The sequence below is a fragment of the Pseudoalteromonas haloplanktis ATCC 14393 genome (genome assembly GCF_000238355.1).
In the GTDB taxonomy this organism is placed as follows: domain Bacteria; phylum Pseudomonadota; class Gammaproteobacteria; order Enterobacterales; family Alteromonadaceae; genus Pseudoalteromonas; species Pseudoalteromonas haloplanktis.
Genome location: NZ_AHCA01000007.1, coordinates 86,046 through 109,550, shown reverse-complemented (window position 1 = coordinate 109,550; position 23,505 = coordinate 86,046). Strand labels below are relative to the sequence as shown.

Sequence of the window (23,505 nt, the reverse complement as noted above, 5' to 3'; positions counted from 1 at the left end):
CCCTATTATAGCAACTTAATTTATTTGGCTATTTAGCCAAGCATCAACGCTTTTCCTGGTGTAAAGCACATCTTTAAATAAACGATGACGTTGAAATTCCAGTAAACGCTCTCGGTTGCTATCGCCACTGAGCAACTGGCTGTGGTTATCATTAAACTTTGAAATTACCGAAAAGCCTTTTTGCGTATTATGTGGCTGTTGTTTTACCTGTTCGGTTAGGTGCGCTCTGACATCATCAGCAGTTAACATATCTGAGTTATTCAAACCCATTAACTCTTTTCTCATTGCTAATCTTACGCCCATCTTCTACTCCATTGTCAGTGCCTTAGCACTTAAGTTACTGTATCTAGCGGTTATTGATTTTCATCACTTATGGCAAATAACAAGCCAGATTTCACGGGGGCAGCTTACACTGCAATTACTGCAGTTTTTTTAAAGGCAGCGAGAAATACAAAAATGTGCCTGATTAAATTTATTTAATCCCTAGTAGACTTTATAGTGCTTGATGCAAAATTCGCGCTAAGCCTTTATACTACAGGCTATGCCCTACCTTAATGAGATCAAACATGAACGACGAATACATTGAAATTGAATTAGAAGAAGAACCGATTGAGTTATGTAAACTTTTAAAAGTTCTTGATTTAGTTGAAGGTGGCGGCCAAGCAAAAAACCTCATCACTGAAGGTTATGTGGGTGTTAACCATGAAATTTGTACAATCAAACGGAAAAAATTATACAGTGGTGATGTGCTTGAATTTGATGGTGAGTTATTTCAATTAACGCTAAGTGAAGATGCAACACCGGCACAGCGCCCTGTGGAAAATACTCAATCTGAAAGTGCAAAAAGCCCTGTGCAAGAAACACCAGCGGCACCTAAAAACAAACGTAAACGAACTAAAAAGCCGAAAGTAGATGAAAAAACGGGCCGTCGTCCGATTTCATTTGGTTAATCACCAACCTAACTTGTAAAACGTATTAAGGTCGTCTTTAATTACTTTCTGAACAATAACAATTAGAAAATATTTATGACGACTTCAACAGCTCCTAGCTGGCTTAAAAGCGTTGCTTGGGCCGCATTAGTTTGGAATTTACTTGGGGTGATTGCGTTTATTATGCAGCTGCTTATGACCCCTGAGATGATTAGTAAACTTCCTGCAGATCAACAAGCTGCCTATTCAAATACCCCTCTGTGGGCAACTTTGGCATTTGCTGTAGCCGTTTTTGGTGGCACATTAGGCTGTATTTTTTTGTTACTTAAAAAAGCCGTTGCACGAACCTGTTTTACGCTGTCTTTAATCGCAATTTTGATCCAACAATTTTATAATTTCATCATTATTAACAGTATCGAACTACTCGGTGCAAGTGCTGTCTTTATGCCACTGCTGGTGATAATCATCGCGATTTTATTATTGCACCTTAGCCATCGAGGCAAGCTGCAACACTGGTTAAATTAATTCATACTTGGGCCAATATTAGTTTTGGCCCAATAAAAACTTCCCCTTGATTTTTTACCTTTAAATCGCATCTCTACTACAATAACTGTATAAAAAAAGCACATCACTTTTAAATATTCGACCTTGGTATGCAGTTTGCAAACCTATAAACATTAGAGGTTTTTCCACTCATTTTAATTTAGTAAAGGGGCACATAATGAATAATAGTTTTGATACCCAAAAACAGCTCACAATTAATGGCGAGCAGTTTCATATTCATTCACTACAAGGGTTAGGCGATAAAGCCAAACGATTGCCGTTCTCGTTGAAAATTCTACTTGAAAACCTATTGCGCAATGAAGATGGCGTTAATATTAAAGCACAAGATATCGATGCATTATTAGAGTGGGATCCGCAAGCCAAACCTACCGCCGAAGTAGCATTTACGCCAGCGCGTGTAGTTATGCAAGACTTTACAGGTGTACCCGCAATCGTTGATTTAGCCGCAATGCGCGACGCTATGGAAAAACTCGGTGGCGATCCCGCAAAAATAAATCCACTCTCGCCTGCTGAGCTAGTCATTGACCATTCTGTTCAAGTAGATGGCTATGGTAATGATGGCTCGTTTGATTTAAATGCTAAGTTAGAATATGAGCGCAATAAAGAACGCTACGAGTTTTTACGTTGGGGTCAAACCGCTTTTGATAATTTAAAAGTAGTCCCCCCCGCTACCGGTATTGTTCACCAAGTTAACTTAGAGTATTTAGCCCGCGTAGTATTTAATGAAGAGCGCAACGGCCAAAAATTTGCTTACCCAGATACATTGGTCGGTACTGACTCTCATACTACTATGATCAATGGCCTGGGCGTACTTGGTTGGGGTGTCGGTGGCATTGAAGCCGAAGCTGCAATGCTGGGTCAGCCTATTAGCTTACTGATCCCACAGGTTGTGGGTATGAAGCTCAGTGGCCGTTTAGCTGAAGGCACTACTGCGACCGATTTAGTACTTACAGTAACAGAGATACTGCGCAAACATGGTGTAGTGGGTAAGTTTGTTGAATTTTATGGTGATGGCCTTGCTGATCTACCATTAGCCGATCGGGCAACCATAGCAAACATGGCCCCCGAATATGGTGCAACCTGTGGTATTTTCCCTATCGATGATGAAACCATTAGTTACCTGCGCTTAACTAATCGTGATGAAGAGCAGCTAAAACTGATTGAAGACTACGCCAAACATCAAGGGCTATGGCGTAACGATGGTGATGAGGCTAATTACACCGATAAACTTGAGTTAAACCTCAGCGATGTGGTGCCAAGCCTAGCGGGGCCAAAACGCCCACAAGACAGAATTGCATTAGATCAAGCTGGCAACATCATTACCAAGCATTTAAAAACCTTTCAAGATGAGCGCTTAGCTAAACGTGATAACAGTGACGAACAACAAGCACGCATTGAAAGCGAAGGTCCTGCCACGAACCCAGACGAACCAGTCAACGAAGCGCAATTTATGGGCGCTGCAAAGGTTAATTTTAAAGACCAAGAATTTGAGCTTAAAGATGGCGCGTGTGTGATTGCAGCTATTACTAGCTGTACTAACACCTCCAACCCTAGCGTGGTTTTAGCCGCAGGTTTAGTAGCGCAAAAAGCGCGTCAGTTAGGAATTAGTGTAAAACCTTGGGTAAAAACATCACTGGCGCCAGGCTCACAAGTGGTCACTGACTACTTAGAAAGAGCAGGCCTAATGGATGATTTAGATGCTCTTGGCTTTAACTTGGTAGGTTATGGTTGCACAACCTGTATCGGTAACTCAGGCCCACTTGCGGATGAAATATCTGATGCGATCCAAAAGCATAAACTGGTAGTCAGTTCTATCTTATCAGGTAACCGTAATTTTGAAGGACGTATTCACCAAGATGTAAAAATGAACTTTTTAGCCTCACCGCCATTGGTTGTTGCGTACGCAATTGCTGGACGCACTGATATAGATGTGTATAACGAGCCATTGGCGCAAGATGCTAACGGCAACGATATTTACCTAAAAAACATCTGGCCTACAGTAAGTGAAGTAAATGAACTAGTGAAAAAAACCGTCACTAAAGAAATGTTTGCTTCAAGTTATGGTAATGTCTACAAGGGTGATGATCGCTGGCAACAAATTAAAATTCCCGATGGCAAACTGTATGATTGGAATGACGCTTCCACTTATATCAAAAAAGCGCCCTTTTTTGATGGTATGACAGTAGAGCCACCTGGGATCCCCGCAATTAACGGCGCACGCTGTTTAGCAAAACTTGGCGACTCTGTTACTACTGACCATATCTCCCCAGCAGGAGCTATAAAAGCTGATGCCCCCGCCGGTCTCTACTTGCAAGAACATGGTGTCGAGAAGGCACAATTCAACTCTTACGGTTCACGTCGTGGTAATCACGAAGTCATGATGCGCGGTACATTCGCTAACGTAAGATTGAAAAACTTATTAGCCCCTGGCACTGAAGGTGGTGTAACTCGCACACAACCTGAGGATGAACTTGCTAGTATTTATGATGCGGCGATGGCTTATCAACAACAAGGCACGCCATTAGTTATACTTGCAGGTGCTGAATATGGTACTGGCTCTTCTCGCGACTGGGCAGCAAAAGGCTCGCTATTACTTGGTGTTAAAGCTGTCATCGCACAAAGCTATGAACGCATTCACCGCTCTAATCTAATTGGTATGGGTGTATTACCGCTACAATTTAAAGATGGTGAAAGTCATGAATCCCTTGGTTTGACTGGTCAAGAGCAATTTGACATTGATGGCTTGTATGACAAAACCGCAGAAGTGAGCGTGATTGCTACCAACAGCGAAGGTAAACAAGTTAGCTTTAGCGCCGATGTTCGAATCGATACCCCTAAAGAGTGGGATTACTACAAGCACGGCGGCATTTTACAATACGTCTTGCGTAATATGCTCAGTAACTAATAACGAGTTAGGGCTTTGCAGATTTAATTTGCTTAGCCCTCTTTTTTTTGATGTAAAACAATTCTACCCCGCCACTTATTACCTATACTTAATGTTGTTAATTAACTTCAGTTCAGCTTAACCACTAATAGGTGCATTCTATGACTGAGCAAAGTATGACAGAGCAAAAAATCATAAGAGTTTTAAAAATTTTTATAGCTCTCGGCATTACACTGATTTTAACAGGGCATTATTTGCTAGTTTCAGATATTTTTGCTCAACAAAATAGTATCCATAGCATTATGATCGGTGCAGTTTTTATTGCTGTTGGAATTTTATGTTCATTACCGACTAAAATTTATCTCACGATTGTGCTGATGAAAATGGAAGCCGAACACGATCAGCATACACAATAAAACGCTCATAAAGCTGTAAAAAGGTTTATTACTGAGCCGCTTCCAACGCCTTTGTGCGCTGCTCTAACGCACTCTTTGCCTGCTCTGCATCTTCAAATAGCTTTTTTATCACTAAAGGGTCATATACCCCACTTGGCGTAAGCGGCATATCAGGTGCTGCTTTAGCACTACCTTTGAGAATCGCGGTATCTTCGGCTGCAACAACCGTAATATCGCTCGGGTCGAGTAACATTTGCTGGCTGTTGCCATCAGGGTTAGGGTTATCTGAATAATGCCACTGTCCTTGTTTATCTTGCCATTTATAAATGACAATAGCCTCAGATGAACTATTCGAAGTGATTGACGCGGCGACTTTTTTGCTGGTATCACTGACGGTCTTAACAGCGTGAGCAAACGTGTCAGTAGATAATCCAACGACTTGCTCTTTTATCTCACGAGATTGACGAGTTATTTCATCACTCGTTAACCATGGTTGACCATCAGGGCGTTGTAAATAAAATAATGCTGCAACACTAATTAGCAATATCATAATTACTAAATACGAAAAGTACTTCATTTTCAATCCTTTGAGTTAAAAATCTCCATCACTATCATTGATAGCGAGCTATGATTCTAGCTAGCTCGCCACTATCTTTCAACCTCTGTAAAAAATCATTAAATTCTTTTGCGTATTTCTTACCCCGAGAATTATAAGAAAACTGTAGTTGTAGTGGCGCCTTACCTACGTTTTCATTACTGACAACCAAAGCAGATAATTCTGGATACTGGCGTACATACCAATCGATTTGTGATCTCGACATCACAGCAAAACGCCTACCAGCATGTGTATCTCTATACAAACTTTGCAACATAGCTAGATCTGAATAATAGTTTTCACGATGTAATACTTTATTCTTTACTAACAACTCAAATGTTGGATAAACATAACCAAAACGGCCAAGTAAAACACCACTTTTTAGGTTATCCAGTTGCTGAAGATCGATAAGTTTAGCACCTTGTGCAACAACCATTACATCTTCGATTCGCACAATTTCTTGACTCCAATAATATGGCTCATGACTAGACAGCCACACTTCAGATTCCATCCGAGCATCAACCTCACCTCGTTGCACCATTTTTGCTGATCGCATTTCAGGTACGAAGGTATAGTCAATCTGAGTGCCCGTTGTTGTCGAAAATAATGTAATGACGTCATTTAAAATACCTTTATGTTGCGCATCCACAAAATGATAAGGGGGATAATCTTCATCGGGTAACGCAATGCGAAGGCTATCGGCAAAAAGGCTGCTAGAAAAAAGCCAAAAGAAAATTGCACAAAACGGTTTCATAAAATACGTGAGCATGAATTTATAATGATTAATTGTAGTCAAAAATAGAAAACGCAGCTAGGCTGCGTTTCGATAATCGTTATAGAGCTGTGCTTGAGGCTAAATGCCATCACCATCAATATGCAAGCCACACTCGCGGTTTAAGCCAAAAAAGCGGGTTTCTTCTTCGGTCATGCCCGGCTCTAATTTACGCGTGGTATGAACATCACCCATAGACACATAGCCTTGCTCCCAAAGCGGATGATACGGTAAATCATGCTTAGTTAAATATTGATATACATCACGATTAGTCCATTCAATAATTGGATAAACTTTAACTGTACCACGGCTGATCTCAACAATTTGTTTGTCAGCACGCGTAGACGCTTGATCGCGGCGTAAACCACTAAACCAAGTTCCTGCATCAATCTCTTTTAAAGCACGGGTCATAGGCTCAACTTTATTAAGCTGATTATATTGCTTTATACCCGCCTCACCTTGCTCCCACAATTTACCAAACTTAGCTTCTTGCCATGCTGGACTAAGGTGCGATTTATACACTTTTAAATTAAGTGATAAACGTTCGGTTAATTGCTCAATAAACTGATAAGTCTCTGGAAACAAATAGCCCGTATCGGTAAGTACCACAGGAATATCAGGTTTTAGCGAGGTTACTAAATGCAACATCACCGCTGCTTGAATACCAAAGCTTGATGATAAAAACTGTGTATCAGGCAAATTCTCAAGCGCCCACGCTACACGCTGCTCGGCACTCATATCTTTCAATACGCCGTTAGCATCAGCAAGCAATGCTGCTTGGCTTTCTTTATCTAGCTGTAATATGTTTTTAAATTCACTCATAGTAAATTCCAAACCTTAACCAGTGCTTTGCACTGGTTTTAAATTATGCGTGGAAATCGGTTACTGAGACTTTAACTTCAGCGACGATGCCTTTACGGATCACAAAGTCACCAAAACATTCGCCGTCATTACGCTCGCTTGCCCATTGACCTATTAATTTGTCAAAGGCCTCTAAATACACATCTTCACCGACATTTTCTAAATACAACTTAGGAATGCGCGTGCCTTCAAGGTTGCCCCCTAGATACACGTTATATTTACCAGGTCCTTTACCAACTAAACCCGCCTCAGCCAACATTGCACGACCACAACCATTCGGGCAGCCAACAACGCGCATGATTATGCTGTCATTAGGAATACCATGCTTAGCAAGTAAAGCTTCTGTCTTCTCAATTAAGCTTGGTAAATAACGCTCAGCTTCTGCCATGGCTAATGGACAAGTTGGCAAGGCCACACAGGCCATCGAATTTTTACGTTGCTCTGAATCGTTATCATCAATCAAGCCATGATTACGAGCAATTTCTTCAATGACTGCTTTTTGATCCGCTGGAACACCGGCAATGATCAAGTTTTGGTTTGCCGTCATGCGCATATCACCTTGGTGAACTTCAGCAATTTTACGACAACCTGTTTTAAGTGGCTTACCTGGATAATCTAAAATACGACCACTTTGAATAAATAATGTTAAATGATGCTTGCCATCAATGCCTTCAACCCAACCTATACGGTCACCTCGATGAGTAAACTCATACGGACGACTGTCTGCAAACGTCACTCCTGCGCGTTTTTCTACTTCTGCTTTAAATACATCTGCACCAACACGATCTAATGTGTACTTAGTCTTTGCATTTTTACGGTTTGAGCGGTTACCCCAATCACGCTGTACAGATACCACGTGCTCAGCAATTTTTAACGTATGCTCAAGCGGTATAAAACCAAAATCATCTGCTTTACGAGGATAAGTCGCTGTATCGCCGTGAGTCATAGCAAGACCACCACCAACCAGCACGTTAAAACCAACGAGCTTGCCATTGTCAGCAATTGCCACAAAGTTTAAATCATTTGCGTGTACATCCACTTCGTTATTCGGTGGAATGGTCACTGTGGTTTTAAACTTACGTGGTAAGTAGTTAGATCCTAAAATAGGCTCTTCAGTAGTTTCGGCCTTTTCGCCATTTAACCAAATTTCAGCGTATGCTTTAGTTTTTGGTAATAAATGCTCAGAGATCTTTGCCGCCCACTCGTAGGCTTCTTGATGAAGTTCAGATTCCACAGGGTTAGTGGTACACAGTACGTTTCGGTTAACATCACCTGCAGTCGCGATAGAATCAATGCCCACACTATTTAGCATTTGGTGCATGCCTTTAATGTTTGGCTTTAATACCCCATGAAACTGAAACGTTTGACGGGTGGTTAAACGAATGCTGCCATAGCTGGTTTTTTCATCGGCAAATTTATCAATCGCCAGCCATTGCTCTGGCTTGATGATGCCACCTGGCATACGTGCTCGTAGCATTACATTATGTAATGGCTCCAGCTTTTGCTTCGCGCGCTCAGGGCGAATATCACGGTCATCTTGTTGATACATACCGTGGAAACGGATCAGTTGGAAGTTATCCGCAGTAAAACCACCGGTGATCTCGTCTTTTAAATCTTGCTCAATTGTGCCACGTAAAAAGTTACTTTCTCTTTTCAAACGCTCGTTATCAGAAAGCTTTACGTTTTTATCTTGTTCGCTCATGGTAAATCCTAAATTAGTTACAGTGACGGCTGTTAGCTTTGCTTTTATAAAGTAAGCAACGTGTACGTTTAGTACACGTCTTTCTGATAGCGATTTGCGCTACGTAAATCTTTTAAATACTGCTCAGCGTCTTCATCATTTTTACCGCTGTTTTCTTTGATAATATCAAGCAAAGCTTGATGTACATCTTTCGCCATACGATTTGCATCACCACAAATATAAAAATGCGCGCCCGCTTCTAGCCATGCAAATACATCTTTACTGTTTTGACGTAGCTTATCTTGAACATAAACTTTCTCAGCTTGGTCACGACTAAATGCCACATCAACTTTACTCAGTAGGCCTGATTTTAAGTAACCTTGGATTTCCACTTGGTATAAGAAATCTTGAGTAAAATGTGGGTTACCAAAGAATAACCAATTTTTACCTGATGCTTCACGGGCATCACGCTCTTGTAAGAATGCGCGGAACGGCGCAATACCCGTTCCAGGACCTACCATGATCACCGGTGTTTCATCGTTCGCTGGTAAACGGAAGTTATCGTTATGCTCGCTAAATACTTTTACTTTACAGCCTTCTTCAGCGCGACGTGCTAAATAACCAGAGCAACCACCTAAATGTTCACTACCAAAAGCTTCAAACTCAACCAAGCCAATCGTTAAATGAACTTCGTCTTCAACCTCAGCTTGGCTTGACGCAATTGAATACAAACGCGCTTGTAATTTACGTAAACAATCAACGAGTGTTTGCGCTTCAAGCTTGGCTGGGTTTTGGCGGATCACATCGAAGATTTGGCGAGGCTCAATGTATTCACGCATTGCTGCTTTATCTTCAACCAGCTTTAATAACTCAGGTGTACCCGTCGCCACGGCGTACTTTTCAACAAAGCCTGGGTATGATTGAGTTAACTCAAGTTTTTCGATTAAAGCATCACGAACGCTAAGTTCTTCCTCGCCTAATTTAACAATAGCTGCCGCATCAATTTGCGTAAGTTCTAGCACTTCATCAACTAAAGCTTCATCATTTAAAAAATACACACCTAGCGAGTCACCCGGCGTATAGGTAATATCTGAACCTTCTAGTGAAATTTCAACGTGACGCACGTCTTTTGTTGAATCACGGCCTGTGATCTTTTGTACTAGGCTCAGCTCTGCCGCAAATGGGTTTTGCTTGGTATATTGACTAGCAGCCGTTGCAGGTGCACCAAATGAAACCACTTGACCTGCAGTTGCACCTTGCTGTGCTTTTAAATCAGGTTCAAACGCATCAAGGGCACCCGTGATCCACGTTGCCGCTTCATCATCATAATCAACATCTAAATCAGCGCGCTGATAAATAGTCTCTGCACCCAGTTTATTTAAGCGTTGTTCAAAGTCTTTTGCTGTTTGGCAGAAAAACTCATAGCTTGAGTCGCCCAAACCAATTACCGCAATTTTCACGCCATCGAGCTTAGGGGCTTTTTTGGTTGCTAAAAACTCATGCAGTGTTTCTGCATCCTCTGGTGGCTCACCCTCACCATAAGTTGAAACTACAACGCTAAGGAATTTTTCTTTTTTCAGGGCCGTAGGTTTGTAATCAGACATGCTAACCAACTTGACCGCAAGACCACGTGATTCTGCTTGCTCTTTAAGTTTCGTTGCGACACCTTTAGCATTGCCCGTTTGCGAACCATATAAGATGGTCAACGCAGCGGCCTCACCTGCACTTGGCGCAGCACCAACAACGCCACCTAAAGCTGCCGTATTGGCGTTCGCAGCAAGGTAGCCACTTACCCATGCTTGCTGAATTGGATTGAGCTCAGCAACTAAACCTTGTAGCTTCTGTACTTGCTCTTGCGATAGTGGACTTGCCGCAGCATTGAGTTGACCTAACAACATGAATTAATTCCCCGTAACCCTGAAAGTTATCTACAAAATGATCACCGTTCACAGTCAATCACTTTGCCTAAAATTTGTGTCGACTTTAAGGCAAATAACTCAGGCCCTAAAGATTTCTCTGAGTGTGAAGAATAACGGGGTATGCGCCAATAAAAAAAGAATAGAATCTGCTTTGTTATTCCATTTAGTTCTTAATTTATAAATTAACCAGTAAAAACAGATTAAAAGCTAGAAACAGTGCCCGTCTGCTAACGCAACACCCTAATCACCTCTCAAAAATAGTCATTATCAATCTTGATTACGAAATAATAAGTTAACTTTTTTGCAACAAAACTCGGGTACGGTATAGTGGAATTGGCCACATTTTGTGCGCCCATAACAATAAGGAAACACTATGTCACACGGGACATATAAAAAATGCATACTCGCCAGTGCTGTTTTATTAGCAGCACTACCTTGCTTAGCCGCCATTGATAATGGCGACTTTGAAAACTGGTCTGGTAATACCCCTAACAATTGGAGCACTATTGATTCTGGTATTACGCTATCGCCGTCAAGCTCTATCGTCAACAGCGGTTCACTCGCTGCAAAAGTAGAGGTGAATACAGCAAGCCAAAGTAATACGGATTTACTGCAACAGATAACTGTTGAGGCAGGCCAAAGCTATCTATTTTCAAGCTGGGTTTACCACACTGAAGGAGGTGTTAAAGCGCGCCTAATTGCTGACGACTATCAAGGCTACTCAAACCCTGCACTTTTAAATCAATGGCAACAGATCAGCTATACATACACAGCATCAAGTAACACGACCATTAGCGTTGGCCTACGCTTTTATGATGTTAGCGGTTTTGATGGCAGTGAAACTCTTTATGTAGATAGTTTTATGCCAAATTCTGCTGGCAGCACACCAACACCGACCAGTTGTGCTGATAACACTGTTAGTTTAGCGCTCACTACAGATAACTATGGCGAAGAGACAAGTTGGCAAATTACTAATGCACAAGGTACACCCGTTGCATCTGGTGGCGATTATAGTGGCAATAGTAGCTACTCAGAGCAAGCCTGTTTAGTGGATGGCGATTATACCTTTAGTATTTTTGATAGTTATGGTGATGGTATCTGCTGTTCATTTGGTAATGGCAGTTACGCGCTCACATTTGAGCAAACACCTCTTGCAAGCGGCAGTAGCTTTCAAACTAGCGAAGCAACGCCATTCACACTGGGCGATGATACTAACCCAGAAACGCCCCCCACAGAGCCAAGTGGTTATTATGTCACAACCCAAGGTTTAACAGGCTACGCTCTAAAATCAGAGCTATACAATATTATAAAAGACCACAATTCACAGGGATATTCAGCAATTTGGAGTTTTTACGATAGCGCATCTCGCGATAAATACTTTGAAAACGACAATTCGATTCTCGATCGCTATGCTGAAAATCCAATGGGCCAAGACAGTTATAACTACGTCGCTGTTACGAATCAATGTGGTACCTACAGAGGCGAAGGTGATTGTTATAACCGCGAACATTCATTCCCGAAAAGTTGGTTTGGCGGCACAAATGAGCCTATGAATTCAGACGTACATCATATTTTTGCCACCGATGGTTACGTCAATTCAAAACGCAGCAATTATCCGTTTGGTGAAGTAGGCAGCGCCAGCTACACCTCAAGTAATGGCAGTAAACTGGGCAGTGCAGCAAGCTCAATTAATTACTCAGGTACGGTATTTGAGCCAATCGATGAATTTAAAGGTGACTTTGCACGCGCCTACTTTTATATGGCAACCCGCTATGAGAATGTCATTGGAGCGTGGCAAAACAACACCACGGCTAGTAATGCCGTACTTAACGGCTCTAGTAACCAAGTATTTGAGAATTGGGTAGTCACTATGTTGGTTAATTGGCATAACGACGATCCTGTCAGTCAGCTTGAACTAGATAGAAACCAAGCCGCTTATGAGCATCAAGGTAATCGTAATCCATTTGTTGATCACCCAGAGTTCGTCGAGATGATCTGGTAGAAGGTCAGCGGTCAGCGGTCAGCGGTCAGCGGTCAGCGGTCAGCGGTCAGCGCAGTGAAAAATATCAGCCTTTGCATTTGCAAAGGCTTTTAATTATAAATTACGTGTTTTTTAATGATAGCTTGGGCGCTGAACTGATCATTTGCGAAAGTAACTAACACTGAGTGTTGGGAAAAGCGTATCAGCAATTCGTTAGCTGTTCGGGTTGATAGTCTATATCCCAACCTAATTAATATTTGTGCTAGCAAACTCAACTCTTTTTTATGTAATGAGTACATTGGATGCTGCATCGAATACACCAAAGCAGCCTCTAAGTATTCATCACACGACTTTATCGACTGCGAGACTAATTCTGTAATATTCAGCACCTGTGCAATAGATGGCTGATATTCGCTAATGCGTAGACTTAATAAGTAGTTTTGAATGATGCACATAATCATAAATAATAAGTAAAAAACACATCATAAAAGTTGGAGTAAAACCAAGGTCAAGTTATTTACAAACTAACTACTGATGTGCCTCTATTTTCCACAAGCCAAAAACTTCGTAAATTATGATCCTGCTATTTAAGTGGTTTTTTGCGGTTCCATTTATCCATTATTTTATCGAATAAAATAGCATCGTTATCTTTACATGGCCTTGGCGAACCTTGTGGGAGACCAGCTTTACCCATTACACCGTTGAAATCGATGTCATAACACATACCTTGATACATCTCCATTCGTTTACTGCCATCAGTGCTTTGCCACACTACATCTGATTTATAACTAGTTGAGTGTGCTTTCGGTACTGTTAATCGCAGTTTTTCATCAGCGCTTTGCGGTATTGCTGATTGAGAGTAGTCAAATGAGTTGCGCGCTTCATTTGCCGCTGTAACAAGAGGTATCGGTGCGTATGGATTAAGCTTTTTAAATGGCTGCTCTGTGCCTTGCTGATCACCACCTAATTTCTGCTTATCTGCCAGAACTTCAACTGCTGAGAGCTCAACCTTCGGAGAGCTTGCTGATGGTTTTGTCTGGGGGGTTGTTTTACTAATAATTGCAGGCTCATCTACATGCGACTTAGCGTCGTGTGTAGTCAGCTTAGCTTCTGGTTGTTCTGTGGGTTGTTTTGTGGATTGCTCGACCTCACTAAGCTTTGCCTCACTTTCAAAGGCTGGTTGCGTACTACTGTTAATATCTGGCATTGCTGCAAGATCAACCATAACGTAGGCTTGCATGACTTCCACCTTTTCAGGTTGTTGAACCTCTACCGTTTGCCTTGAAACTAAATAAATAATAACGACATGTAAGCCAATAGAAATGCCCCATGCCTTATAGTTATTTTTAAACACGTGAACTCCCTGTAAACAGTTTGCTTTATGAGTGTTTAAATACAGATTTAGTTCAATCAGTGGAGTTTCAATTCTCGGCGCTCTTTTCTCCTCGGGTTTCGCAATACTCAACCCAAGCTACGGCCCTCAAATTCACTCCGAGCAGCTGACGGCTGACGGCTGACGGCTGACGGCTTAAAACTTACAGCTCCTAAAAACAAAAAGCCCCAGCTAATGCCGGGGCTTTTTATAAAACAGACTTAATTAAAAATTAAGCTTGTTTTGGACTAGAAATAACGTCTACTAATGTCCAAGACTTAGTCTTAGAGATTGGTGCGCATTCACGGATAGTAACTACGTCACCCGCTTTTGCTGTGTTATTTTCGTCATGTACGTGTAATTTAGTCGTACGTTTGATGAATTTCCCATAGATTGGGTGCTTCACGTAACGTGCGATAGCGATAGTGAAAGATTTTTCCATCTTGTCGCTAATTACAGTGCCTTGAAGAGTACGGATTTTATCGCTCATTATTGACCTGCCTTCTGGTTAATAATTGTTTTTACACGCGCGATATCGCGACGTACTGTTCTTAGCGTGTGAGTTTGAGCTAACTGACCAGTGCTTGCTTGCATGCGCAGGTTAAACTGCTCACGAAGAAGTCCTAGAAGTTCAGCATTAAGCTCTTCTACGCTTTTGTCTTTTAGTTCGCTTGCTTTCATCACATTACCGTCCGAGTTACGAAAGTTGTTTTGAATGGCAGTTTACGAGCAGCAAGGTCGAATGCTTCACGAGCAAGCTCTTCAGAAACACCTTCCATTTCGTAAAGTACTTTACCAGGCTGAATTTCAGCAACCCAATATTCAACAGAACCTTTACCTTTACCCATACGAACTTCAAGCGGTTTGTTCGTGATTGGCTTGTCTGGGAACACACGGATCCAGATTTTACCTTGACGTTTCACGTGACGCGTCATGGCACGACGAGCTGCTTCGATTTGACGAGCAGTCATGCGGCCACGGCCAGTAGCTTTCAAACCGAAAGTACCGAAGCTTACTTTGTTACCGTTTTGCGCTAAACCGCGGTTGCGGCCTTTGTGCATTTTACGGAATTTTGTACGTTTTGGCTGTAACATTACTCGCTACCTCTACTTAGCACTTTTTTTGGCTTTCTTTGGTGCGCGTTTAGCTGGCTTCTCTTGCTCTTGTACTAGTGGTAAACCACCAATAACTTCGCCTTTGAAGATCCAAACTTTAACACCAATGATACCATAAGTGGTTAAGGCTTCAGAAGTTGCGTAGTCGATATCAGCACGAAGAGTATGTAGAGGTACACGACCTTCACGATACCATTCTGAACGTGCGATTTCTGCGCCGCCAAGACGACCGCTAACTTCAACTTTGATCCCTTTAGAACCGATGCGCATTGCATTTTGTACCGAACGCTTCATAGCGCGACGGAACATAACACGACGCTCTAGTTGAGAGGCAATGCCGTCTGCTACTAGTTGTGCATCAAGTTCTGGTTTACGTACTTCAGAAATATTGATCTGAGCAGGTACACCAGCAATCTTAGTTACCGCTTGACGTAATTTTTCTACGTCTTCGCCTTTTTTACCGATAACAACACCCGGACGAGCCGTGTGGATTGTTACGCGGATTGATTTTGCTGGACGCTCAATAACGATTTTAGACACAGAAGCCGCTTTTAATTCCTTAGTAAGGAATGTACGTACTTTGTGATCGCCAAAAAGCTGTGCAGAGAAATCTTTTGAATTCGCGTACCAGGTAGAAACCCAAGGTTTAGAGATACCTAGGCGAATACCAGTAGGATGAACTTTTTGTCCCATTACTTATACTCCTAGCTATCTGAAACCACAACAGTGATGTGGCTTGTACGCTTAAGGATGCGGTCAGCGCGTCCTTTAGCACGTGGCATAATACGTTTCATTGTAGGACCATCGTCCACAAAGATCGTAGTTACACGAAGCTCATCAATGTCAGCACCTTCGTTATGCTCTGCGTTAGCAATAGCAGACTCAAGTACTTTCTTAACTAATACAGCCGCTTTTTTAGGGCTGTACGCCAGGATTTCTAGTGCGCGATCGACAGGTAACCCGCGGATCTGATCTGCAACTAGACGTGCTTTTTGCGCCGAACCAGAGGCGAATTTATGTTTAGCTAATGCTTGCATTTATCATTCCCCTCTTAACGTTTCTTCGCTTTCTTATCCGCAGCGTGGCCACGGTAAGTGCGAGTTGGTGCAAATTCACCTAGTTTGTGACCGATCATTTCGTCAGAAACGAAAACTGGTACATGCTGGCGACCATTATGGACAGCAATGGTCAATCCGATCATGTTAGGTATGATCATTGAACGACGGCTCCAAGTTTTAATTGGCTTCTTGTCACCGCTTTCCAAAGCTTTCTCTACCTTCTTCAGCAAGTGTAGGTCTATAAAAGGACCCTTCTTGAGAGAGCGTGGCATGGCTATTCCTCAATATTACTTAGTACGACGACGTACTATAAATTTATCCGTACGCTTGTTCTTACGCGTCTTAGCACCTTTAGTCGGTTTACCCCATGGAGACACAGGATGACGACCACCAGATGTACGACCTTCACCACCACCGTGTGGGTGATCTACCGGGTTCATGGCAACACCACGAACTGTCGGACGAATACCACGCCAGCGGTTTGCACCTGCTTTACCAAGTGAACGAAGCATATGCTCAGCATTGCCTACTTCACCTAGCGTAGCACGACAATCAGATTCAACTTTACGAACTTCGCCTGAACGAAGACGTAATGTTACATATTGACCATCACGTGCAAGGATTTGAACGTATGCACCAGCAGAACGTGCGATTTGAGCACCTTTACCTGGTTTTAATTCTACGTTGTGAACAGTCGAACCTACCGGCATATTACGCATAGGTAATGCATTACCAGGCTTGATTGGTGCATCAACACCAGACTGGATTGCATCGCCAGCTTTTAAGCCTTTTGGTGCGATAATGTAACGACGCTCACCGTCTGCATATAATACAAGAGCGATGTTTGCGCTACGATTTGGATCATATTCTAAACGCTCAACAACAGCTGGAATGCCATCTTTAGTACGTTTAAAATCGATTACACGGTAATGCTGCTTATGACCACCACCGATATGACGAACCGTAATACGACCATTGTTATTACGACCACCTGATTTAGAGTTTTTCTCTAAAAGTGGAGCGTAAGGTTTACCCTTATGTAAATCTGGGTTAACCACTTTAACTAGGTGACGACGACCCGCAGAAGTTGGTTTACACTTTTGAAGTGCCATAATTCTAACTCCCCTTATTACTCGGCGCCGCCGACAAAGTCTAGCTCGCTACCTTCTTTAAGAGTAACGTAAGCTTTCTTCCAGTCGCTACGACGACCGAAACGCATGCCAGTACGTTTTGTTTTACCCTTAACGTTTAGTGTGCGAACACCAGTTACTTCCACTTCAAAAAGCTTCTCAACAGCTGATTTGATCTCAGCTTTAGTTGCATCATTTGTTACTTTGAAAACGATTGTGTTGTTTTCTTCAGCAGCAATAGTGCTTTTCTCAGAGATATGTGGAGCAAGGATCACTTTTAAAAGACGTTCTTCACGGATCATGCTAGCGTCTCCTCAAGTTGCTTAACAGCAGCAGCTGTAATAAGTACCTTATCGAAAGCGATTAAGCTTACAGGATCGATACCAGCTACATCACGCGTGTCAACCTTGTACAGGTTACGTGCCGATAAGAATAGATTCTCATCTACTTCTTCAGTCACGATAAGAACATCTTTAAGCTCAAGTTCTTTAAGCTTAGCAACTAGTTCTTTAGTCTTTGGTGCTTCTAAACCAAAGCTTTCAACAACGATTAAACGCTCTTGACGAACTAATTCAGATAAGATGCTTTTGATCGCACCGCGGTACATTTTACGGTTTACTTTTTGGCTGTGGTCTTGTGGTTTAGCTGCGAAGCTAACGCCACCTGAACGCCAAATTGGGCTACGGATTGTACCAGCACGTGCACGGCCAGTACCTTTTTGAGCCCATGGTTTTTTACCACCACCGCTTACTTCAGAACGTGTCTTCTGAGCACGAGTACCTTGACGAGCACCTGCTGCGTATGCAACAACTACTTGATGTACTAATGCTTCGTTAAACTCACGTCCAAAAGTAGCTTCAGAAACTTCAAGAGCGCCAGAAGCGTCTTTAATTGCTAATTCCATCACTAAATCTCCAGGACTTATGCTTTAACAGCAGGTTTAACGATAACGTCACCGCCGATAGCGCCAGGTACTGCACCTTTAACTAAAAGCAAGTTACGCTCAGCGTCAACGCGTACTAGTTCTAAGTTTTGAGTCGTTACACGCTCAGCACCCATATGACCGGCCATTTTCTTACCTTTAAACACCTTACCAGGTGATTGGTTTTGACCGATTGAACCAGGAGCACGGTGAGATAGAGAGTTACCGTGAGTCGCGTCTTGCATGCTGAAATTCCAGCGCTTAACACCACCTTGGAAACCTTTACCTTTAGAAGTACCGGTTACGTCAACTTTGTTGATTTCGTTGAATAATTCAACAGTAAGCTCAGCGCCTACTTCAAAATCGCCTTCACCACCATTTAGGCGGAATTCCCACAGACCGCGACCCGCTTCAACACCTGCTTTAGCGAAGTGACCCGCTGAAGCTTTGTTTACACGACTTGCTTTTTTAGTGCCTGCGGTTACTTGAAGCGCGTTATAACCGTCTGTTGCGTCAGATTTGATCTGAGCAATGCGGTTAGGAGTCGCTTCAATAACTGTCACAGGGATAGATACACCATCTTCAGTGAAGATACGTGTCATACCCACTTTACGACCGACTAGACCTAATGCCATTTTCCTAAAACCTCTCTAATCTTTCGATTAACCCAGGCTGATTTGAACATCAACACCAGCAGCAAGATCTAAACGCATAAGAGCGTCAACAGTCTTGTCAGTTGGTTCTACGATGTCGATCAGACGTTTATGGGTGCGGATCTCATACTGATCACGCGCGTCTTTATTAACGTGCGGTGATGTAAGTACAGTAAAACGTTCAAAGCGTGTAGGTAGTGGAATTGGACCACGTACTTGTGCGCCAGTGCGTTTCGCAGTTTCCACGATTTCCGCCGTTGATTGGTCAATCAAACGGTGGTCAAAAGCTTTTAGGCGAATACGAATGCGTTGATTTGACATTCTTAAACCTCAATATAAAGAGCATTTAAAAGAGCATAAAAAAACGACCGAAACAATCTTAAAACCTTAAGATGCCGGTTGCTTAATTATATCTACGTTGAGTTCCAAATCGGAACTCCTGTTTATTAGCTTGAAATCCAAGCTTAATGTTCCTTTCAAACCCACAAGGGAATTTTGAAAGCCTGCGTATTATAGTGACATTGGTGATAAATGCAACAACTATTTTCAACGAGCCCAAGAATACTACTTGGTGTTACCAAAAATTGCATTTCTGTGTGTCGTCATTTCATGGAATTAACTATAGTTAATCACGTCCGAACTAGAATGGTAATGGTCAGTCCAGTTTTTACTTGTTATTATTCGCGCTAATTTTGCTTTTATTTCTAACCCTTAATCTTGGTGAGTTGATGCGTATTTTTAATTATTGTTTGAACTTTGTCTCTAAGGTGATGAATAGCTTGTTTGTGAAAAGCAAGGTATTGCCCGAAAACCCAATCGAACAATATGGCCTTAATCCGGCTTATCCAACCTTTTATATTGTTAAGCTCAATGCCCGCTCAGATTTAGCAGCTCTGGATAAGGTATGTAAAAAATTTGGCCTACCTTCCCCCATGCAATCACAACGCTTAGGCAGCCAAGAGCTGGATCGCTTTATTGGTTTACAAAACCCGCCTCCTTTGTTTGGCGATAAAGCAAAACCAACAGATGCGCTTCAGCAGGGCAAACAAATCATTGATCAGTTACTCGCCAGTGGCGAACAAAATGTACAAGTGCTGCCAGTAACCATTTTATGGGGCCGTAACCCAGGTAAAGAGAAGCCGGGATTAGGCACGTTGGTTTCACATTCATTGACTCCCAGCTGGTTTCGTAAATTTTTTGTTTTACTATTTTCTGGTCGTGACAATTTTGTACGTTTTAGCCAGCCATTAGATTTATCATTACTTGTGAATGAAAAAGCGGATGTTGATGAGCTTCCTCATAAACTACTGCGTGTTGCGCGGGTACATTTTCGTCGTCAAAAGCTTGCGGCGACAGGCCCTAAGATGCCTTCACGTGAGCAACTGTTTAATTCTCTACTCGCCTCACCAACAATCAAAAAAGCCATTCAAACAGAGGCAAAAGAGAAGAATATTAGCCATGATCAAGCAAGACAAAATGCACTAAAACTATTAGACGAAATTGCCGCCAATTACAGTGATGCCACGATTCGTGTTGCCGATCGTGTTTTAACGTGGCTGTGGAACAAACTGTATAACGGTATTGATATTAAATACACGGAGCAGTTACATGATCTAACCAACAAAGGTCATGAGATCATTTATATGCCATGTCATCGCTCACACATGGATTATTTATTGCTCACCTACTCGATTTACCACTTAGGCTTAGTACCGCCGCATATTGCTGCGGGTATAAACTTAAACTTTTTCCCTGCCGGTGGCATCTTCCGCCGCTCTGGAGCGTTTTTTATTCGCCGCTCATTCGCAGGCAATAAGCTCTATTCAGCCGTGTTTAAAGAGTATTTAAGCCAGCTATTTATTAAAGGTTACTCAGTCAAGTTTTACACTGAAGGCGGGCGTAGCCGCACTGGGCGCTTATTACCTCCAAAAACCGGCATGTTAGCAATGACCTTACAAGCCATGTTACGCGGAATTGATCGCCCTATTTCAATTGTGCCTGTGTATATTGGCTACGAGCACGTGATGGAAATAAACACTTACTTAAAAGAATTAGCGGGCGATGATAAGAAAGGCGAGTCAATTTTTGGTATTTTTAAAGCCATTAAAAATTTAAAAAACTACGGCCGTGGTTATTTAAACTTTGGCGACCCAATCTCAGTTAATCAATATCTCAATGAACACCAACCTAATTGGCGTGAATCAATTCACCCAACCGATGTACAGAAACCGCAATGGCTGGGCTCGCAAGTCGCCACTTTAGCCGACAAGGTGATGGTCAATATTAACAGTGCCGCTGCACTTAACTCAGTTAATTTATTAGCAATGATTTTATTAGTTAACGACAAGCAAGCATTGAGTAAGCCTAAACTGTTAGCGCAGCTAGACTTTTATTTGCATCTACAGCGCAGCGCCAGTTATAGCGAAAAAATCACCACCCCTGATGAAAATGCTGAGCAACTACTCACACATGCACTGAAATTAAATAAGTTTGATGTGATAAGTGACGAGTTTGGGGAGATTATCGCTATTAACGATAAAGAGAAAATCCTCTTTAACTATTATCGTAATAATATTTTACATGCCTTTGCAGTGCCTAGCTTACTGGCCTTACATATATTTAAAAGCCATAAAACAAGCATCACACAATGCCAAGAGTTGGTTAGTAGTTTTTACCCGTTATTTGCCAAAGAGTGGTTTTTACATGAGTTAGACGAAAACTACATTACCCGTATTTTAGCCAGCTTTGTTGATCAGGACTTAATTGAAATCGACGGCGATGCTATAAAAATCACCAATAGCAATGATTGCTTAGCCAAGTTGGAAATACTCGGCCGCGCACTCAGCCTAACCTTACAGCGTTATGCCATTGTGATTGGCTTTATTCAAACAAGTAAAGGGATTGACCGTGCTGAACTTGAGCGTGAAAGCCAAGTATTAGCTGAGCGTTTAGGAACATTACACGGCATCAAAACCCCAGAGTTTTTCGATAAAAAAGTATTGGTTAGTTTTATCAATAATCTGCGTGAACAGCATTTGATTAGTGAAACCGATAATGGCTTACAAGGCAGTACCGACCTGTGCGAAGTCTATATGCATCTAAAAGCTTTACTGCCAGCACGAGTCTGGCAGTCGATTAGTGATATTGTACTCAGCCAAGCACAGTCGTCAGTGTGTAATTAACGCTGACGCATCACTCCCTCTTGGATCGTCGAGGCAATTAAGTTGCCTTGGCGGTCAAAAAACTGGCCGCGCACCAAACCTCGTCCCGAACTCGCGCTCGGGCTATCAATACTATATAAGATCCAGTCATCTAGACGAAACGGGCGGTGAAACCACATCGCATGATCAATGGTCGCCACTTGCATATTAGGTTGCATAAACGACACACCATGCGGCTGTAATGCAGTCGGTAAAAACTCAAAATCAGACGCATAGGCTAATAAGTAATTATGAATTCGCTGATCATCCGGCATGTCACCATTGGCTTTAAACCAAATATGTTTAACTGGTTCAATTACCTCAGGTTTAAACGGGTTATGAAACGTAACCGGGCGCATTTCAATCGGCACTTCACGAATAAACTTATTACGGATCACCTCAGGAATATGCTCAGCATTGGCTTGGTAAAACTCAAGCGATGATTTTAATTCTTCCGGAGCAGGTACATCCGGCATGGTTGCTTGATGCGACAACCCCTCTTCAAGTCCTTGGAATGACGCCGTCATATAAAAAATAGGCTTACCGTACTGAATTGCTTTAACACGACGCGTGCTGAAGCTCTTGCCATCACGAATCGTTTCAACATCATAAACAATCGGTTTTGCGGCATCCCCAGGGCGTAAAAAATATGAATGTAATGAGTGTACAATGCGCCCTTCTGGCAAAGTTTCTTTGGCGGCAGAGAGGGCTTGTCCCATCACTTGGCCACCAAAAACCGCACGAAATCCCAAATCTTGGCTTTGGCCTCGATACAAGCCTTGCTCAATTTCTTCTAATGTTAATAACGACAGTAAATCATCTAAAACTTGGCTCATTTTATTACTCTTCAATCCCAGATAAGTTAATAATACTATACACTAGAGGGAAGTAAATCTTTGCTAGGAAACCCGCTATGGCATATTGGCTATTTAAGACAGAACCTGACGCTTTTTCAATCGACGATTTAAAGCACGCAGCAAATCAAACCACTATTTGGGAAGGCGTACGTAACTATCAAGCACGCAACTTTATGCGTGACGAAGTGAAAGAAGGTGACTTGGTGATGATTTATCACTCCAGCTGCAAACAAGTGGGTGTAGCTGGTATTGCAACCGTGACACGTGATGCTTATCCCGATCCTAGCCAGTTTGATTTAAAAAGTGACTATTATGATGCAAAAGCGACAGCCGAAAAACCGCGTTGGTTTGTGGTTGACGTAACATACAAACAACACCTTAATAAATTAGTCAGTCTAAAAGCGATTAAGGAAAATAATGCTATTACTGAGATCGCATTGAAAAAAGGGGGGCGGCTCTCGATTATGCCTGTGAGCCAGTCCGATTGGAGTGAAATTATCAGCATGGCTAACTAAACTATTGAATCATTACTCATGCTTTTGCTTACTAGTGCCAACTCATTCCAAAAAATCGCATTTTTATTATTTAAGCAAATTTGCTAAGATCGGCGCCTTAAT

26 protein-coding genes are annotated in these 23,505 nt (G+C 42.2%); 7 read left to right on the top strand and 19 right to left on the bottom strand.

Annotated elements, in window-relative coordinates:
- Positions 1-15: 15 nt before the first annotated feature.
- Positions 16-303, bottom strand: a complete 288-nt coding sequence (locus PHAL_RS0114085) for a hypothetical protein (protein ID WP_016709065.1) — start codon at positions 301-303, stop codon at positions 16-18.
- Positions 304-566: 263 nt separating this feature from the next.
- On the opposite strand from PHAL_RS0114085, the gene PHAL_RS0114080 reads away from it, so the two are divergent.
- The 4 genes from PHAL_RS0114080 (at position 567) to PHAL_RS0114065 (ending at position 4,793) form a co-directional block, all read left to right on the top strand.
- Positions 567-950 carry an RNA-binding S4 domain-containing protein gene (locus tag PHAL_RS0114080; RefSeq protein ID WP_016709064.1) on the top strand — a complete coding sequence of 128 codons (384 nt, stop codon included), beginning with the start codon at positions 567-569 and terminating at the stop codon, positions 948-950.
- Positions 951-1,025: 75 nt separating this feature from the next.
- Positions 1,026-1,454, top strand: a complete 429-nt coding sequence (locus PHAL_RS0114075) for a hypothetical protein (protein WP_016709063.1) — start codon at positions 1,026-1,028, stop codon at positions 1,452-1,454.
- Between the two features lie 196 nt (positions 1,455-1,650).
- Positions 1,651-4,398 (top strand): aconitate hydratase AcnA, encoded by a 2,748-nt coding sequence (gene acnA, locus PHAL_RS0114070; protein WP_016709062.1) that lies wholly within the window; start codon positions 1,651-1,653, stop codon positions 4,396-4,398.
- 140 nt (positions 4,399-4,538) lie between these two features.
- Complete coding sequence (locus PHAL_RS0114065) at positions 4,539-4,793, top strand: hypothetical protein (protein ID WP_016709061.1); 255 nt, start codon at positions 4,539-4,541, stop codon at positions 4,791-4,793.
- Positions 4,794-4,821: 28 nt separating this feature from the next.
- Here the strand turns inward: PHAL_RS0114065 and PHAL_RS0114060 are convergent, their stop codons facing one another.
- The 5 genes from PHAL_RS0114060 to PHAL_RS0114040 form a co-directional block, all read right to left on the bottom strand.
- Positions 4,822-5,349 (bottom strand): DUF4124 domain-containing protein, encoded by a 528-nt coding sequence (locus tag PHAL_RS0114060; protein ID WP_016709060.1) that lies wholly within the window; start codon positions 5,347-5,349, stop codon positions 4,822-4,824.
- A 34-nt stretch (positions 5,350-5,383) separates the two neighbouring features.
- Positions 5,384-6,121, bottom strand: a complete 738-nt coding sequence (locus PHAL_RS0114055) for a substrate-binding periplasmic protein (RefSeq protein WP_016709059.1) — start codon at positions 6,119-6,121, stop codon at positions 5,384-5,386.
- A 99-nt stretch (positions 6,122-6,220) separates the two neighbouring features.
- Positions 6,221-6,961 (bottom strand): phosphoadenylyl-sulfate reductase, encoded by a 741-nt coding sequence (locus PHAL_RS0114050; RefSeq protein ID WP_016709058.1) that lies wholly within the window; start codon positions 6,959-6,961, stop codon positions 6,221-6,223.
- A gap of 43 nt (positions 6,962-7,004) precedes the next feature.
- Positions 7,005-8,702: an assimilatory sulfite reductase (NADPH) hemoprotein subunit gene (gene cysI / locus PHAL_RS0114045; protein WP_016709057.1), complete on the bottom strand. Its 1,698-nt coding sequence runs from the start codon at positions 8,700-8,702 to the stop codon at positions 7,005-7,007.
- A gap of 68 nt (positions 8,703-8,770) precedes the next feature.
- Positions 8,771-10,579, bottom strand: a complete 1,809-nt coding sequence (locus PHAL_RS0114040) for an assimilatory sulfite reductase (NADPH) flavoprotein subunit (protein ID WP_016709056.1) — start codon at positions 10,577-10,579, stop codon at positions 8,771-8,773.
- A gap of 394 nt (positions 10,580-10,973) precedes the next feature.
- Here PHAL_RS0114040 and PHAL_RS0114035 point away from each other — a divergent pair, with 394 nt between their 5' ends.
- Entirely contained in the window at positions 10,974-12,602 is a 1,629-nt protein-coding gene (locus PHAL_RS0114035) for an endonuclease (protein ID WP_016709055.1), read from the top strand.
- Positions 12,603-13,164: 562 nt separating this feature from the next.
- Here PHAL_RS0114035 and PHAL_RS0114030 read toward each other — a convergent pair.
- The 12 genes from PHAL_RS0114030 to rpsJ all read right to left on the bottom strand — a co-directional run bounded on the left by PHAL_RS0114030 (position 13,165) and on the right by rpsJ (position 19,152).
- On the bottom strand, positions 13,165-13,935 hold the full coding sequence (locus PHAL_RS0114030; protein WP_016709054.1) for a hypothetical protein: 771 nt from the start codon (positions 13,933-13,935) through the stop codon (positions 13,165-13,167).
- A gap of 250 nt (positions 13,936-14,185) precedes the next feature.
- Positions 14,186-14,443: a 30S ribosomal protein S17 gene (gene rpsQ / locus PHAL_RS0114025; RefSeq protein ID WP_016709053.1), complete on the bottom strand. Its 258-nt coding sequence runs from the start codon at positions 14,441-14,443 to the stop codon at positions 14,186-14,188.
- Complete coding sequence (gene rpmC, locus PHAL_RS0114020) at positions 14,443-14,634, bottom strand: 50S ribosomal protein L29 (RefSeq protein WP_004588692.1); 192 nt, start codon at positions 14,632-14,634, stop codon at positions 14,443-14,445. Before rpmC ends, rpsQ begins: the two co-directional genes overlap by 1 nt.
- The gene (gene rplP, locus PHAL_RS0114015) at positions 14,634-15,047 is read right to left on the bottom strand and encodes a 50S ribosomal protein L16 (protein ID WP_016709052.1); all 414 of its coding nucleotides are present in this window, start codon (positions 15,045-15,047) and stop codon (positions 14,634-14,636) included. Before rplP ends, rpmC begins: the two co-directional genes overlap by 1 nt.
- Positions 15,048-15,059: 12 nt before the next feature.
- Positions 15,060-15,761: a 30S ribosomal protein S3 gene (gene rpsC, locus PHAL_RS0114010; RefSeq protein ID WP_008108350.1), complete on the bottom strand. Its 702-nt coding sequence runs from the start codon at positions 15,759-15,761 to the stop codon at positions 15,060-15,062.
- An 11-nt stretch (positions 15,762-15,772) separates the two neighbouring features.
- Complete coding sequence (gene rplV / locus PHAL_RS0114005; RefSeq protein ID WP_004588690.1) at positions 15,773-16,105, bottom strand: 50S ribosomal protein L22; 333 nt, start codon at positions 16,103-16,105, stop codon at positions 15,773-15,775.
- 14 nt (positions 16,106-16,119) lie between these two features.
- Positions 16,120-16,398: a 30S ribosomal protein S19 gene (gene rpsS, locus PHAL_RS0114000; protein WP_010561269.1), complete on the bottom strand. Its 279-nt coding sequence runs from the start codon at positions 16,396-16,398 to the stop codon at positions 16,120-16,122.
- Between the two features lie 15 nt (positions 16,399-16,413).
- Positions 16,414-17,238 carry a 50S ribosomal protein L2 gene (gene rplB / locus PHAL_RS0113995; RefSeq protein ID WP_016709051.1) on the bottom strand — a complete coding sequence of 275 codons (825 nt, stop codon included), beginning with the start codon at positions 17,236-17,238 and terminating at the stop codon, positions 16,414-16,416.
- Positions 17,239-17,255: 17 nt separating this feature from the next.
- Positions 17,256-17,558 (bottom strand): 50S ribosomal protein L23, encoded by a 303-nt coding sequence (gene rplW, locus PHAL_RS0113990; protein WP_016709050.1) that lies wholly within the window; start codon positions 17,556-17,558, stop codon positions 17,256-17,258.
- Positions 17,555-18,160, bottom strand: a complete 606-nt coding sequence (rplD, locus tag PHAL_RS0113985; RefSeq protein ID WP_016709049.1) for a 50S ribosomal protein L4 — start codon at positions 18,158-18,160, stop codon at positions 17,555-17,557. The genes rplW and rplD overlap by 4 nt, the downstream gene beginning before the upstream one ends.
- Before the next feature lie 17 nt (positions 18,161-18,177).
- Positions 18,178-18,813, bottom strand: a complete 636-nt coding sequence (gene rplC / locus PHAL_RS0113980; protein ID WP_016709048.1) for a 50S ribosomal protein L3 — start codon at positions 18,811-18,813, stop codon at positions 18,178-18,180.
- A gap of 27 nt (positions 18,814-18,840) precedes the next feature.
- Positions 18,841-19,152, bottom strand: coding sequence for a 30S ribosomal protein S10 (gene rpsJ / locus PHAL_RS0113975; RefSeq protein WP_002957900.1), 312 nt, complete (start codon positions 19,150-19,152; stop codon positions 18,841-18,843).
- Positions 19,153-19,559: 407 nt separating this feature from the next.
- On the opposite strand from rpsJ, the gene plsB reads away from it, so the two are divergent.
- Positions 19,560-22,013 carry a glycerol-3-phosphate 1-O-acyltransferase PlsB gene (gene plsB / locus PHAL_RS0113970; protein ID WP_016709047.1) on the top strand — a complete coding sequence of 818 codons (2,454 nt, stop codon included), beginning with the start codon at positions 19,560-19,562 and terminating at the stop codon, positions 22,011-22,013.
- Here the strand turns inward: plsB and tesB are convergent.
- Positions 22,010-22,867, bottom strand: a complete 858-nt coding sequence (gene tesB / locus PHAL_RS0113965) for an acyl-CoA thioesterase II (protein WP_016709046.1) — start codon at positions 22,865-22,867, stop codon at positions 22,010-22,012. The two genes, plsB and tesB, sit on opposite strands and share 4 nt — an antisense overlap.
- A gap of 77 nt (positions 22,868-22,944) precedes the next feature.
- Here tesB and PHAL_RS0113960 point away from each other — a divergent pair, with 77 nt between their 5' ends.
- Positions 22,945-23,403, top strand: coding sequence for an EVE domain-containing protein (locus tag PHAL_RS0113960; RefSeq protein WP_016709045.1), 459 nt, complete (start codon positions 22,945-22,947; stop codon positions 23,401-23,403).
- Positions 23,404-23,505: the final 102 nt, after the last annotated feature.

Bases quoted from the DNA above. Each gene is read 5' to 3' on its own strand.
- PHAL_RS0114085 (WP_016709065.1), bottom strand. From the start codon at position 303: ATGGGCGTAAGATTAGCAATGAGAAAAGAGTTAATGGGTTTGAATAAC.
- PHAL_RS0114080 (WP_016709064.1), top strand. From the start codon at position 567: ATGAACGACGAATACATTGAAATTGAATTAGAAGAAGAACCGATTGAG.
- PHAL_RS0114075 (WP_016709063.1), top strand. From the start codon at position 1,026: ATGACGACTTCAACAGCTCCTAGCTGGCTTAAAAGCGTTGCTTGGGCC.
- acnA (WP_016709062.1), top strand. From the start codon at position 1,651: ATGAATAATAGTTTTGATACCCAAAAACAGCTCACAATTAATGGCGAG.
- PHAL_RS0114065 (WP_016709061.1), top strand. From the start codon at position 4,539: ATGACTGAGCAAAGTATGACAGAGCAAAAAATCATAAGAGTTTTAAAA.
- PHAL_RS0114060 (WP_016709060.1), bottom strand. From the start codon at position 5,349: ATGAAGTACTTTTCGTATTTAGTAATTATGATATTGCTAATTAGTGTT.
- PHAL_RS0114055 (WP_016709059.1), bottom strand. From the start codon at position 6,121: ATGAAACCGTTTTGTGCAATTTTCTTTTGGCTTTTTTCTAGCAGCCTT.
- PHAL_RS0114050 (WP_016709058.1), bottom strand. From the start codon at position 6,961: ATGAGTGAATTTAAAAACATATTACAGCTAGATAAAGAAAGCCAAGCA.
- cysI (WP_016709057.1), bottom strand. From the start codon at position 8,702: ATGAGCGAACAAGATAAAAACGTAAAGCTTTCTGATAACGAGCGTTTG.
- PHAL_RS0114040 (WP_016709056.1), bottom strand. From the start codon at position 10,579: ATGTTGTTAGGTCAACTCAATGCTGCGGCAAGTCCACTATCGCAAGAG.
- PHAL_RS0114035 (WP_016709055.1), top strand. From the start codon at position 10,974: ATGTCACACGGGACATATAAAAAATGCATACTCGCCAGTGCTGTTTTA.
- rpsQ (WP_016709053.1), bottom strand. From the start codon at position 14,443: ATGAGCGATAAAATCCGTACTCTTCAAGGCACTGTAATTAGCGACAAG.
- rpmC (WP_004588692.1), bottom strand. From the start codon at position 14,634: ATGAAAGCAAGCGAACTAAAAGACAAAAGCGTAGAAGAGCTTAATGCT.
- rplP (WP_016709052.1), bottom strand. From the start codon at position 15,047: ATGTTACAGCCAAAACGTACAAAATTCCGTAAAATGCACAAAGGCCGC.
- rpsC (WP_008108350.1), bottom strand. From the start codon at position 15,761: ATGGGACAAAAAGTTCATCCTACTGGTATTCGCCTAGGTATCTCTAAA.
- rplV (WP_004588690.1), bottom strand. From the start codon at position 16,105: ATGCAAGCATTAGCTAAACATAAATTCGCCTCTGGTTCGGCGCAAAAA.
- rpsS (WP_010561269.1), bottom strand. From the start codon at position 16,398: ATGCCACGCTCTCTCAAGAAGGGTCCTTTTATAGACCTACACTTGCTG.
- rplB (WP_016709051.1), bottom strand. From the start codon at position 17,238: ATGGCACTTCAAAAGTGTAAACCAACTTCTGCGGGTCGTCGTCACCTA.
- rplW (WP_016709050.1), bottom strand. From the start codon at position 17,558: ATGATCCGTGAAGAACGTCTTTTAAAAGTGATCCTTGCTCCACATATC.
- rplD (WP_016709049.1), bottom strand. From the start codon at position 18,160: ATGGAATTAGCAATTAAAGACGCTTCTGGCGCTCTTGAAGTTTCTGAA.
- rplC (WP_016709048.1), bottom strand. From the start codon at position 18,813: ATGGCATTAGGTCTAGTCGGTCGTAAAGTGGGTATGACACGTATCTTC.
- rpsJ (WP_002957900.1), bottom strand. From the start codon at position 19,152: ATGTCAAATCAACGCATTCGTATTCGCCTAAAAGCTTTTGACCACCGT.
- plsB (WP_016709047.1), top strand. From the start codon at position 19,560: ATGCGTATTTTTAATTATTGTTTGAACTTTGTCTCTAAGGTGATGAAT.
- tesB (WP_016709046.1), bottom strand. From the start codon at position 22,867: ATGAGCCAAGTTTTAGATGATTTACTGTCGTTATTAACATTAGAAGAA.
- PHAL_RS0113960 (WP_016709045.1), top strand. From the start codon at position 22,945: ATGGCATATTGGCTATTTAAGACAGAACCTGACGCTTTTTCAATCGAC.